The organism is Sedimentibacter sp. MB31-C6, from assembly GCF_035934735.1.
GTDB lineage: Bacteria > Bacillota > Clostridia > Tissierellales > Sedimentibacteraceae > Sedimentibacter.
In genome coordinates this window covers 143,910-156,431 of sequence record NZ_CP142396.1, presented here as the reverse complement: position 1 = coordinate 156,431, position 12,522 = coordinate 143,910, and the positions used below count along the sequence as shown (strand labels likewise).

Annotated in this window: 13 protein-coding genes; 12 read left to right on the top strand and 1 reads right to left on the bottom strand. The window is 26.5% G+C overall.

Going from position 1 to position 12,522, the window contains the following annotated elements; genetic code table 11:
* The first annotated feature begins 79 nt into the window (after positions 1-79).
* The 3 genes from lspA to pyrR are packed head-to-tail and all read left to right on the top strand — an operon-like array spanning position 80 to position 2,009.
* Complete coding sequence (lspA, locus tag U8307_RS00745; RefSeq protein ID WP_326909293.1) at positions 80-556, top strand: signal peptidase II; 477 nt, start codon at positions 80-82, stop codon at positions 554-556.
* On the top strand, positions 549-1,457 hold the full coding sequence (locus U8307_RS00740; protein WP_326909290.1) for an RluA family pseudouridine synthase: 909 nt from the start codon (positions 549-551) through the stop codon (positions 1,455-1,457). The genes lspA and U8307_RS00740 overlap by 8 nt, the downstream gene beginning before the upstream one ends.
* A gap of 21 nt (positions 1,458-1,478) precedes the next feature.
* On the top strand, positions 1,479-2,009 hold the full coding sequence (pyrR, locus tag U8307_RS00735) for a bifunctional pyr operon transcriptional regulator/uracil phosphoribosyltransferase PyrR (RefSeq protein WP_326909288.1): 531 nt from the start codon (positions 1,479-1,481) through the stop codon (positions 2,007-2,009).
* A 36-nt stretch (positions 2,010-2,045) separates the two neighbouring features.
* Here pyrR and U8307_RS00730 read toward each other — a convergent pair whose 3' ends face one another.
* A complete protein-coding gene (locus U8307_RS00730) occupies positions 2,046-3,797 on the bottom strand; it encodes an Rqc2 family fibronectin-binding protein (RefSeq protein ID WP_326909286.1) in 1,752 nt (583 codons plus the stop codon).
* A gap of 176 nt (positions 3,798-3,973) precedes the next feature.
* Here U8307_RS00730 and U8307_RS00725 point away from each other — a divergent pair, with 176 nt between their 5' ends.
* The 9 genes from U8307_RS00725 (at position 3,974) to rlmN (ending at position 12,521) form a co-directional block, all read left to right on the top strand.
* Entirely contained in the window at positions 3,974-4,861 is an 888-nt protein-coding gene (locus U8307_RS00725; RefSeq protein WP_326909284.1) for a YicC/YloC family endoribonuclease, read from the top strand.
* An 11-nt stretch (positions 4,862-4,872) separates the two neighbouring features.
* Positions 4,873-5,130, top strand: a complete 258-nt coding sequence (locus U8307_RS00720) for a DUF370 domain-containing protein (protein WP_326909282.1) — start codon at positions 4,873-4,875, stop codon at positions 5,128-5,130.
* 13 nt (positions 5,131-5,143) lie between these two features.
* Positions 5,144-5,749: a guanylate kinase gene (gene gmk / locus U8307_RS00715; RefSeq protein WP_326909280.1), complete on the top strand. Its 606-nt coding sequence runs from the start codon at positions 5,144-5,146 to the stop codon at positions 5,747-5,749.
* A gap of 5 nt (positions 5,750-5,754) precedes the next feature.
* A complete protein-coding gene (gene rpoZ, locus U8307_RS00710) occupies positions 5,755-6,090 on the top strand; it encodes a DNA-directed RNA polymerase subunit omega (protein ID WP_326909278.1) in 336 nt (111 codons plus the stop codon).
* A gap of 68 nt (positions 6,091-6,158) precedes the next feature.
* Positions 6,159-8,576 (top strand): primosomal protein N', encoded by a 2,418-nt coding sequence (gene priA, locus U8307_RS00705; protein ID WP_326909276.1) that lies wholly within the window; start codon positions 6,159-6,161, stop codon positions 8,574-8,576.
* 18 nt (positions 8,577-8,594) lie between these two features.
* Positions 8,595-9,047: a peptide deformylase gene (gene def / locus U8307_RS00700; RefSeq protein WP_326909274.1), complete on the top strand. Its 453-nt coding sequence runs from the start codon at positions 8,595-8,597 to the stop codon at positions 9,045-9,047.
* Positions 9,047-9,976 carry a methionyl-tRNA formyltransferase gene (gene fmt, locus U8307_RS00695; protein WP_326909272.1) on the top strand — a complete coding sequence of 310 codons (930 nt, stop codon included), beginning with the start codon at positions 9,047-9,049 and terminating at the stop codon, positions 9,974-9,976. Before def ends, fmt begins: the two co-directional genes overlap by 1 nt.
* A 150-nt stretch (positions 9,977-10,126) precedes the next feature.
* Complete coding sequence (rsmB, locus tag U8307_RS00690) at positions 10,127-11,458, top strand: 16S rRNA (cytosine(967)-C(5))-methyltransferase RsmB (protein WP_326909271.1); 1,332 nt, start codon at positions 10,127-10,129, stop codon at positions 11,456-11,458.
* A gap of 34 nt (positions 11,459-11,492) precedes the next feature.
* The gene (gene rlmN, locus U8307_RS00685; protein ID WP_326909270.1) at positions 11,493-12,521 is read left to right on the top strand and encodes a 23S rRNA (adenine(2503)-C(2))-methyltransferase RlmN; all 1,029 of its coding nucleotides are present in this window, start codon (positions 11,493-11,495) and stop codon (positions 12,519-12,521) included.
* Position 12,522 lies beyond the last annotated feature (1 nt).

The window sequence follows — 12,522 nt, the reverse complement described above, 5'->3', positions numbered from 1 at the left end:
TAATTATATATATAATTTTGAACATTTATGAAACGATAGCTGATAAGTGGTTGTTAATTGCAAAAGAGAGGAAATAATTATGAATATATTTTTTGGTGTTGTTTTTATATTTTCTATTTTCATTGATCAAATTACTAAGTTGTGGGCGGTCAATGTGTTAAAGGATGGTAGTTCTATAAAAATAATAGGAGATTTTTTAATGTTGTCTTATGTAGAAAATCGGGGGGCAGCTTTTGGAATACTACAAAATCAACTTTGGTTTTTTGTTATTGCAACAATAGTTATGATGTCAATATTGCTATATATTTTTATTAAGTTTAAAAATATTACGATGTTGTCTAGACTATCAATAACATTAATTGGAGGAGGAGCAATTGGTAATTTTGTTGATAGAATAAAATTGGGATATGTTGTTGATTTTATTGATGTGAGATTTGGTAATATATATAATTTTCCAGTGTTTAATTTTGCAGATAGTTTTGTAGTTGTTGGTTCATTCCTAATGGTAATATTAATACTTTTTAATAAATTTGAAAAGAGTGGATTGAATGAATGAAATAATATTGATTTCAGATACTGTTGGTGAAAGAATAGATTCTTATTTATCAAGTAAATTACAAGATATGTCTAGGAATTCTATTCAGAAAATTATTGAGGATGGAAATGTTACGGTTAATGAAAAAAATATAAAATCAAATTATAAAATAAAAAAAAATGAAATTATAAAAATGATTATACCTGAACCAGAAATTCTTGATGTAAAGGCTGAAAATATAGATTTAGATATAATTTATGAAGATGAAGATTTAGTTGTAGTTAATAAAACTCAAGGCATGGTAGTTCATCCAGCTCCAGGTCATTATACAGGTACTTTAGTGAATGGATTAATGTTTCATTTAAAGAATTTATCATCAATTAATGGAGTTATGAGACCAGGAATTGTTCATCGACTAGATAAAAATACCTCAGGACTTATGTTGGTTGCAAAAAATGACAAATCGCATAATTATTTAGCTAATTGCTTAAAGGAACATTCTATTTATAGGATTTATTATGCTTTGGTTGAAGGAAATATAAAAGAAGATAATGGAATTATAAATGCTCCATTAGGAAGAAATGAGAAAGATAGAAAAAAACGTACAGTTACAAAGAAAAACAGTAAAGAAGCAATAACTAACTTTTGGGTTTTAAAACGCTACGGAAAGTATACATTAGTTAAGTTAAAACTTGAAACTGGCAGAACACATCAAATTAGAGTGCATATGAAATATATAGGTCATCCCGTAGTTGGCGATGATGTATATGGATGCAAAACGAATAAATTTAAATTAAAAGGTCAGTTGCTTCATTCTAAAATCCTTGGATTCAATCATCCAACAACGAAAAAATATATGGAATTTGATTCGGAATTACCAGATTACTTTAAAAAAGTATTAAGAATAATAGAGAAGCAATAACTTATAGAAAGGAAGGTAATAATGAAAACTAAAGCATTAATCATGGATGCAAAGGCAATTAATAGAGCCACTGTGAGAATTGCTCATGAAATTATAGAAAAAAATAAGGGTACTGAAAATATTATACTTATTGGTATTAAAACAAGGGGATTGCCATTATCATTAAAACTAGCAAAAAGAATTGAAGAAATTGAAGGATCTAAGATACCAGTGTTTCCGTTAGACATAACTTATTATAGAGATGATTATGAAAAGGATGATAGAGCGCCTGTTGCAGTTAAAAGTATAGATTTTGATATAGAAGATAAAACAGTTATATTAGTTGATGATGTTTTGTATACTGGAAGAACGGTTAGAGCTGCATTAGACGCTATTGTAGATCAAGGTAGGCCTAAAAATGTCGAATTAGCTGTATTAATAGATAGAGGTCATAGAGAATTACCTATTAGAGCTGATTTCATAGGCAAAAACGTTCCTACTTCAAAAAATGAAAGAATAAGTGTTCAACTTGAAGAAATAGATGGTATCAGCCAGGTAGTAATTATGGAATAGTTAAAGAGCCTTAAAATTAAGGCTCTTTAATAGTGCTTACTTTAATTTAACAGATGATATATCAGGATTAACTAACATAGAAAAATTTGTATCATATATTACAAATCCTGGTTTTGAATTAGAAGGTTTTTTTACATTTATTTTTTTAGTATAGTCAACTTCAACACTACTTGAATTTTTGCCTTTACTGTAAAATGCTGCAACTTTTGCTGCTTCTACATATTCCTCATCTGTCAATTCCTCATTATTAGTTTTCAAAATTACATGAGAACCAGGTATGTTTTTAGCATGGAACCAAAAATCATCTTTTTTACCTAATTTGAATGTTAAAAAATCATTTTGTAAGTTATTTTTTCCAACCATTATTTCATGACCTTCAGATGACATATAAGTCAATATATTCGGCTTTTGCTCCTTGGTTTTTTTATATTTACTCTTTTTTTTCATAAAACCTTCACTTATTAGTTCTTTGTAAATATCATTTAAGTCTTCTATTGTTTCACATTCTTCAATAGAGAATAGAACATTTTCCAAATACCGTATTTCATTTAGTGATGAATCTATTAGCTTTAGAAGTTCTTCTTCTGCTTTTTTAAGTTTATTATATCTTTTAAAAAATTTTTGACTGTTTTGTGTTAAATTAAGTCTAGGATTTAGTGGAATATAAATATGCTTTTGTTCAGAATCATAGTAATTTATAACCTTGAGTTTGTTATTTTCAGGTACAATATGTAAATTAGCTAAAATTAATTCACCATATATTTTATATTTTTCTCTGTTTTCGGCATTTAATAGTTCATTTCTTTGCTTTTCAACCTTTTTTTTATCTCGGTCAATTTTTGTATTCAAACTTTTTACTAAACTTGATACTCTTTGTTTTATTTTATTTTTATTATCTTGTTCATAATAATAAGTATCTAATAAGTCACCGGGATTTTCAAAAGTCTTTTTATCATAGGTGTTAAGACATTCTAAATCAAAGCAATAGAATCCAAAATTGTTAAAATTCTCATCTGAATATATATGAAATGAAAAATCTCTTTCTTTAATTTTATTCATTATCATAAAAAATGAATGCCAAAGTAGTTCGATTTCTTCATCTTTTAATTCTCCTAAATATGTACTTTCATTTAATTTTGAAAGAAAACATATTTCTCTACTGATAAAGGGACTTATTCCAGTGAAGGTTTTATAGATAAAATCATATATATAAACTCCTGCATTAGCGTTTTTTATTGCGTTTATGAAATCCTCTTTTATTATTTTTGTAGGATTTAATTTAATAGTTAATGGAGGTGTAATATAAGTTAACCCAGGATATATTTGTCTTATACTACTAACATTTTCTGCAACTCTCTTAATAGAATCAATTATTATTTTAGACTCTGTATTCAAGAAAATTATGTTACTGTGTTTGCCCATAATTTCAATAATAATGGATTTATTTATTGTAGTTTGTAGTTCGTCTTTACATTCAAAAGTTATTTCTAAAATCCTATCAAAATTAATTTGTTTTATATCGATTATATGAGCTCCTGTAAGATGTTTTCGTAGAAGCATACAAAACATTGGTGGTTGATCAGGATTTTTTCTTGTAACATTTGTTAAGTGAATACGTGGATTGCTACTTGCACATGTTAATAAAAGTTTAAAATTTCCACCTCCATTTCTTATAGATATAACTATTTCATTTTTATCGGGTTGATAAATTTTATCTACACGCCCACCGATTAAGTTGTTATATAAATTATTTTTTATACTATTTAAAAAAATACCGTCTAATGACATATTGCCTCCTTTATAACAAGCAATAAGATAGACTTTTGCTTGTATCTTGCTTAGCTATTGTTATTATAGTATTGTACAACAAAATTTTATTTATGTCATGTAAAATAAAATTTATTGTTTACTAATTTCAAATTAATGTTATAATTATTAAATAGAATAAAAAATTGGAGAATAAGATGGCAAATATAATCAGTATGACAGGTTATGGTAAAGGCATACATAATGATGGTAAAAGAAGTATAACAGCAGAAATAAAAACAATTAATAATAGATATTGTGACATAAATATTAAAACTCCTCGAAATTTAAGACCTATTGAAGAAAATATAAGAAAAATCTTGAAAAACAGTTTGCAAAGAGGTAGAATAGACGTATATCTTAATATTGACTATTTAAGTGAATCTGATACAACCATTGTTCCGAATTTATATTTAGCACAACAGTATAATAATGCTATTAATGAAATAAAAAAAGATTTAAATATTGATAGTAACCTTTCTTTAGATACTATAATTAAATTCCAAGATATTCTCGTGTCAAAAGATAACAATAAAGATGAAGAAGAGCTACGACTATGTGTTGAAGCTGCAATGAATGAAGCAGTTAGTAATTTAATAATTATGAGAAAAAACGAAGGTATTCAGCTCGAAAAAGATATAAGATCCAGTATGGAAAAAATTGTTGAACTCATTGATGAAATAAGTAAATATTCTGAAAAAATAGTCTCTGATTATAAGGAAAAGCTTGAATTGAGAATTAGTGAGCTTTTAGGAAGTAAACACGAATTAGATGAGGGCAGATTATATAATGAAATAGTATTTTACGCTGATAAAAGTGATATAAATGAAGAAATAGTAAGATTTAAATCTCATATGAAACAATTAGATAATTCATTGAAAATTGGTGGAACAATTGGTAGAAAGTTAGATTTTATAATTCAAGAAGCAAATAGAGAAATTAACACTATAGGGTCTAAGGTTGGAGATTTAAATATTACTCAAATAGTTATTGAAGTGAAAAATTTGCTTGAAAAAATAAGAGAACAAATACAAAATATAGAGTAGGAGATAGAATTATGACAAATAATACAATTAATATAGGGTTTGGAAATATCGCACTTTCTAACAGAATAATCGCAATTGTTAGTCCGGAATCTGCACCTATTAAGCGTGTTATTCAAGAAGCTCGTGAAAAAGGTAAACTTATTGATGCTACTTATGGAAGAAAGACAAGGGCTGTAATAGTTACTGATTGTGAGTATATAATTTTGTCTGCAATTCAACCTGATACAATGGCTCAAAGGTTTGAACATAATAATCATAATATAAAATAACAAGGGGACAAAAATGGACAAAGGATTACTAATAGTAATATCAGGTCCTTCAGGTTCAGGCAAAGGAACTATTTGCAAAAGACTTTTAAAACAAATGAAAGATATAAGTATTTCTGTATCGGCAACAACAAGAAAACCAAGAGTCGGTGAAGTTGAAGGAGTCAATTACTATTTTATAGATAAAAAAGAATTTGAAAAAAGAATTGAACAAAATAAGTTTTTAGAATATGCAAAAGTGTATGGGAATTATTATGGTACTCCAAAAGAAAAAGCTTTAGAGCAGATAGAATCTGGAAATGATGTAATTTTGGAGATTGATATACAAGGAGCATTGCAAGTTAAAGACAATTATCCTGATGGAGTTTTTATTTTTATTATGCCTCCATCATTAAGAGAATTAAAAAACAGAATAGAAGGAAGAGGTACAGACTCAAAAGAGGTAATAGCTAAAAGAATGGAAAGCGCCTGTGAAGAATTAAATTATGCCTTTCAATATGATTATGTAGTATTAAATGATGAAGTGGAAGCAGCAACCGATAAAATTAGACATATAATTTCAGCAGAGAAAAACAAAGCTATTAGGAATAAAACTTTAATAAACAGAATAAAGGAGGTATAGAATAGATGAAAAAAATTGCTATTGATAATTTAATAGACATGTCAGATAGTAGATATTCGTTAGTTACGATAATATCTAGAAGGGCTAGACAAATTATAGATGGACAGGAGACATTGGTTGAGACAAATACAATAAAACCTGTAGCTGTTGCGATTGAGGAATTCTATGCAAAAAAATACGAGGCTATATATAATTTAGATCAGTATAGTAAGGCTCAGATTTCTGAACTAAGCAAACAAAAAGAAACAGAATTAGAAGAATTAGAAGAAATAGAAGAAATAGAAGAATTAGAAGAATTAGCAGAAACAGAAGAATCTGAATCAGCAGAAACAGAAAAATAGTAAAAATTATAATCAGTCTTATGGCTGATTATTTAATTTTAGTTTTTATCCATAAGCTAGGAGAGAAAATGTATAATTTATTTGCACAGGTTATTATTAATAATAATTCAAAAAGTACAGACCAAATATACACTTATGGTGTTATCAATGAATTAGAAAATAAAGTTCAAACAGGTAAAAGAGTTACTGTGAATTTTGGCAGAAACAAACATATTGTTGATGCATTGGTAATTTCTACAAGTGGAGTATGTAATATTCCATTAAATAAAATTAAACCTATAATTGATGTTATAGATGATAAACCAATTATAAAAGAAGAAATGATAAAACTTGCTTTTTGGATTCGTGAAAGATATATATGTAAATATTCAGATGCAATTAGGCTAATGATACCGGCTATGATTAAATATGAACATAAAATAATTATAAAAGTTAAAAATATAGATTTTAATAGTACATTAAATTCAAAAGAAAATGAGTTGCTAGAAGTGCTAAAAAAAGGCGATTTTGAATTAGTTAAATTAAAAAAGATATATAAAGGGAATGACCTTTATCCATTACTTGAAAGTTTAAAGGATAAAAAAGTAATTGAAATTATAAGTAAAGAAAACACAGATAAAAATGTAGCTCATGAAAGACTAATTAGCTTAAAAGAAGATAAGCCTATAGATGAATATAATATAAAAAAAACACCTAAACAGTTGAAAATAATCAATTATTTGAAAGAATATGGTAAAACGAATATAAAGACAATTACTAAAGATTTAAATGTTTCTGCATCTGTAATAAAAAATCTTGAAAAAAAAGATGTTATATCAATAGAGTTTGTTTTATATCAAACTGAAGAAAAGAAAAAAAAAGAGAAATTTATAGAGTTGAATAATGAACAAAGAATAGCATGTAATACAATTATAAGTTCTGATGATAGAGCTTTTCTACTTCATGGAGTAACAGGAAGTGGTAAAACAGAAGTATATATGAATGTAATTGAGCATTTTCAAAATATGAATAAGCAATCAATAATGCTTGTCCCTGAAATATCATTGACAACTCAAACAATTGATAGATTTAAAAAACGATTTGGAAATAAAATTGCTGTAATACATAGTCGATTAAGTAAAAAAGAAAAATTTATACAGTGGAGTAAGATATATAATAGAGAAGTTGATGTTGTTGTGGGGGCAAGATCTGCCATATTTGCTCCGGTTCAAGATTTAGGTATTATTATAATCGATGAAGAACATGAAGATAGCTATAAATCCTCTACTTCTCCAAAGTATGATACAATAGAAGTAGCTATTAAAATGGCTTATATTTTAAAAAGCAAAGTTGTACTTGGAACAGCTACACCATCATTAAACACTTATTATATGACTATAAAGAATCAAATAAAGTTGTTAGAAATAAAAAGTCGTGTAAACAATACGATGATGCCTAAAATGAATATAATAGATATGAGTAATGAACTTGACAAAGGTAATAATACTATAATAAGTGAAGAGTTATATGAAAGTATTAAGTTATCGTTAAATAAGAAAGAGCAAGTTATCTTATTTTTGAACAAAAGAGGATATTCTGGTTTTGTATCTTGTAAAAAATGTGGTTATGTAGCTAAATGTGATCATTGTGATGTATCATTAACTTATCATGTTAAAGGAAATATGTTAAGATGTCATTATTGCGGTAGAACTAAAAGTATGACTAATGTATGTCCTACATGTGGAAGTGATAAAATAGAACAATTTGGAGCAGGGACGCAGCATGTTGAAAAACTTATAAAACATTTATTTCCTAGTTCTACTGTAGAACGAATGGATGTTGATTCCATGAAAAATCTAGAAAATTATGAAAATATATATAATAATTTTAAATCTGGTGAAATTGATATTTTAATAGGCACTCAAATGTTAGCTAAGGGTTTTGATTTTCCAAATGTTACTACGGTTGGAGTATTGTCTGCAGATGCAATTTTAAATTTACCATTTTTTAATTCTAGTGAAAAAACATTTCAGCTTCTAACACAAGTTAGCGGAAGGGCGGGTAGAGGAAGCAAAAAAGGAAATGTTTATATTCAAACTTATGAATCTAATAATTTTATTATAAATGCTGCTACAAACAATGATTATAAATTGTTTTTAAACGAAGAATTAAAGTTAAGAAAAGAATTTGCATTTCCACCATTTATTAATATAATAAATATATGTTTAATATCAAGAAATGAAGGGTTAGTTTCTAAAATAGCTAGGGAAAAATATGATGAACTTAAAATTTTAGTACAAGATATGGTTACTGAAAGAAGTTTATTATTATATAGACCTGTACCACATAATATTTATAAAGTTAATGATGAGTATAGAGTTAATTTGTTTATTAAGGCTTCAAATTATTGTCTTAATAATCTAAAAAAAATTTTGAGAAGTATTTATATGGATAAGGATATTGAACATATAAAGGTTAGTATAAATATAAATACTGATACTATTTAATATATATAGGGAGGATATATGGCATTAAGAAATATTAGAATTAATGGAGATGAAATATTAAGAAAAAAGAGCAAGATAGTTACAAACGTAGATAGCAAAATTAAAATATTACTAGACGATATGGTTGATACTATGTATGAAAATGATGGCGTAGGGCTTGCAGCTCCTCAAATAGGTATTTTAAAACGTATGGTTGTTATAGACGTTGGAGATGGGAATGTTTATAAAATTATTAATCCAAAGATAATTGAAACCTCTGGAGAACAAATAGATCAAGAAGGTTGTTTAAGTGTACCTGAAGTAAAAAAAAATATAAAAAGGCCTAAAAATGTAACAGTTGTTTATACAGATGAAAACGGTAAGGAAGTCACACTTAAAGGGCAGGATCTTTTAGCTAGGTGTATTTGTCATGAAATAGATCACTTAGATGGTATATTATTTATTGATAGAGTAGAAAAGCAGGTGGATTAATGAATGTAATATTTATGGGGACTCCAGAATTTGCAGTTCCTTCTTTAGAAAAACTCCATGAAAATGGATATAACATTCAACTTGTAGTTACTCAACCTGATAAACCTTATGGAAGAGGCAAAAAATTAAAAAAATCAGAAGTTAAACAAAAGGCAGAAGAATTAGGTATTGATATTTTACAGCCAGATAAAATTAAAAAAGAAGAAAATCTAGAAATATTAAAATCTTATAATCCTGATGTTATTGTAGTTGTAGCATTTGGACAAATTTTAAGCAAAGAAATATTAGATATACCTAAATATGGTTGTATTAATGTTCATGCATCCCTATTACCAAAATTAAGAGGAGCTGCTCCTCTTAATTGGTCTATTATTAATGGTGATAAGAAATCAGGTGTTACAACTATGAAAATGGATGTTGGCTTGGATACAGGTGATATGCTATTGAAGTCTGAAATTGAAATTGATGATGAAATGAATGTTGGATATCTACATGATCAACTTATGATTCAAGGAGCAGAATTACTAATTGAAACACTTAAAAAATTAGAAAAAAATGAGATAGTGCCAATAAAGCAAAAGCATAACTTATCAAGTTATGCTCCAATGATTAATAAAAATAATTCTAAAATAAACTGGAATGAAAATGTAGAAAGTATTCATAATTTAATTAGAGGATTATCACCATGGCCTACTGCATATTTTAGGTATGAGGATAAGAATATTAAGGTATATAAATCTTCATACATCAAGGAAAAAACTGACTATGAAGAAGGATATATAATTAAGACTGTTAATGAAGGAATATATGTAGTAGCAAAGAATGGTATTGTTGTTATAAAAGAATTTCAAATGCCTGGTAAAAAAAGAATGTCCATAGAATCATATTTAAGAGGAAATAAATTTCCAGAAAAAATAATTCTGAAATAAGTGGAAAGTCTCATTATAGATTCTTAATTTTTAGTTGAGTAATCTTAATTTTTAATTAATTGAGTTGAATTATATATTACAGTGTATTATAATTAACAAGGGTTGATTTGGAATCAACCCTTTTTTTAAAAATAAATGAAGGAGAAGTTAATGGATAATGGTTATAGAGTCATAGTACTTGAATCTCTTAAAAAAATATTTAGAGATAAGTCATATTCAAATATAATTATAAATAATAATATAAATAACATAAATAATAAATATAAGGGTATATATAGAAAATCAGTATTCGGTGTAATTGAAAATTTAATATTTATAGACTGGGTTATTAATCAAATTTCTAAAACAAAAACTAAAAAAATGGAATTTGATGTATTAGCTGTTTTAAGACTTGCAGTATATCAATTATTTTTTCTTGATATCTCTCGTGAAAATATAGTAGTAAATGAAAGTGTTCAATATTTAAAAGATAGAAAAAATATTAGAGCATCTAAATTAGTTAATGCTGTTTTGAGAAACATAATAAGAAATAAAGAAAATATAATAAATGACATGAATAAGTTACCATATATAGATTTGTTAAGTATTAAATATTCATATCCAAAATGGATAGTTGAAATGTGGAAAAATCAATTTAGTAAAGATAACTTAGAGGAAGTATTAGTAGCAAATAATGTAGAAGCTCCTTTAGAAGTAAGAGTAAATACCTTAAAAACTACTAGAGAAGAGTTAATAGACAAGTTTAGTAAAAAAGGAATTATTTCAAATAAATGTAAAATAGCTGAAAAGGGTTTAATTATTAAAAATCCATTTGAAATTGATACAATAGAAGAATATAAATGTGGGTTATTTTCAATACAAAGCGAAAGTTCTATGATTGTTGGGCAAATACTAAATCCTAATGAAAACAGTTTAATTATAGATTTGTGTGCTGCACCTGGAGGTAAGTCCTTAAATGCTGCAGAAATTATGAACAATACTGGAAAAATAATATCTAGAGATATTTATGAAGGAAAACTTCCACTTATTAACAAGGAAGTAAAAAGACTCGGTATAAAGAATATATTTACACAAGTATATGATGCAACAAAACTAGATGAAAATTTAATAAGCAAGGCAGATTATTGTATAGTAGATGTACCATGTACTGGGCTTGGAATAATTAGACGAAAACCAGAAATTAAGTATAAATTAGAAAGTGACTTAGAAGATATTTCTAAAATTCAGTATAGAATATTGGAAAATGCATCAAAATATTTAAAACATAAAGGATTTTTAATTTATTCTACATGTACTACTAATAAAAAGGAAAATATTGAATTAGTAAATGAGTTTTTAAATAAAAATAAGAATTTTGCATTGGTGGATATATCAAATGAAGTTGGAAATTATTTTACTACAGCAAAGCTAGGGTATGTAGAAATATACCCTCATATGCATAATATGGACGGCTTTTTTATTGCTAAAATGACAAGGGTATGATATAATACAGTATTATTTGCGAGAAGGTAAATTTATGATTAAAATAGATAATTTAAGCTTTAATGAACTAGAAAAAAAAATTATAGAACTTAAGGAACCAAAATTCAAGGCAAAACAATTATTTGAATGGTTGCATAATAAAACAGTAGATAGTTTTGATGAGATAAGTAATATTTCAAAAAAAACTAAAGAAAATTTATCTAAATATTTAGAATTTACTGAATCTTCAATTGATTTAAAGCTTGAATCAAAAATAGATGATACTAGGAAGTATGTTATAAAATTTGAAGATTCAAATATTGTAGAAAGTGTTTATTTGAAATATAAATATGGAAATACTGCTTGCATTTCATCACAAGTAGGATGTAAAATGGGTTGTGCTTTTTGTGCATCTACAAAAAATGGTTATATACGAGATTTAACATCTGCTGAAATGCTTAAGCAAATTTATTTAATCCAAAAGGATATATGTGAAAAAATAACAAATATAGTCATAATGGGCTCTGGAGAACCTCTTAATAATTATAACAATATAATCAAGTTTTTAAATATAATCAATGATGAGAGAGGTCAAAATATATCTATGAGGAAAATCACATTGTCTACATGTGGAATTATTCCTAATATATATAAACTTGCAGATGAAAATATTCCAATTACCCTTGCTATTTCATTACATGCACCTACTCAAGAAAAAAGAGAAAAAATATTGCCGGTATCTAATAAATACAAGTTACCAGAATTGATGAAATCATGTGACTATTATATAAGTAAAACAGGAAGAAGACTTACTTTTGAATATATAATGATTAAAGGTTTTAATGACAGTTCATCAGATGCAATTTTACTTAGTAATCTTTTAAAAAATAAATTAGTTAATGTTAATTTAATACCATGTAATTATGTGAAGGAAGCTAATCTTAGTCCTTCATCAAATTTTGATATTGAGAAGTTCAAAAAATTATTAACTCAAAATGGGATTAATGCAACTGTCAGAAGAGAATTAGGAAGCGACATCAATGCAGCATGTGGACAATTGCGTAATAATTTTTTGAAGAGGTGAG

Coding starts and splice junctions, on each gene's coding strand:
- U8307_RS00720 (WP_326909282.1), top strand. CDS start 4,873: ATGACAAATAATACAATTAATATAGGGTTTGGAAATATCGCACTTTCT.
- fmt (WP_326909272.1), top strand. CDS start 9,047: ATGAATGTAATATTTATGGGGACTCCAGAATTTGCAGTTCCTTCTTTA.
- gmk (WP_326909280.1), top strand. CDS start 5,144: ATGGACAAAGGATTACTAATAGTAATATCAGGTCCTTCAGGTTCAGGC.
- lspA (WP_326909293.1), top strand. CDS start 80: ATGAATATATTTTTTGGTGTTGTTTTTATATTTTCTATTTTCATTGAT.
- def (WP_326909274.1), top strand. CDS start 8,595: ATGGCATTAAGAAATATTAGAATTAATGGAGATGAAATATTAAGAAAA.
- U8307_RS00730 (WP_326909286.1), bottom strand. CDS start 3,797: ATGTCATTAGACGGTATTTTTTTAAATAGTATAAAAAATAATTTATAT.
- pyrR (WP_326909288.1), top strand. CDS start 1,479: ATGAAAACTAAAGCATTAATCATGGATGCAAAGGCAATTAATAGAGCC.
- U8307_RS00740 (WP_326909290.1), top strand. CDS start 549: ATGAATGAAATAATATTGATTTCAGATACTGTTGGTGAAAGAATAGAT.
- rlmN (WP_326909270.1), top strand. CDS start 11,493: ATGATTAAAATAGATAATTTAAGCTTTAATGAACTAGAAAAAAAAATT.
- rsmB (WP_326909271.1), top strand. CDS start 10,127: ATGGATAATGGTTATAGAGTCATAGTACTTGAATCTCTTAAAAAAATA.
- priA (WP_326909276.1), top strand. CDS start 6,159: ATGTATAATTTATTTGCACAGGTTATTATTAATAATAATTCAAAAAGT.
- U8307_RS00725 (WP_326909284.1), top strand. CDS start 3,974: ATGGCAAATATAATCAGTATGACAGGTTATGGTAAAGGCATACATAAT.
- rpoZ (WP_326909278.1), top strand. CDS start 5,755: ATGAAAAAAATTGCTATTGATAATTTAATAGACATGTCAGATAGTAGA.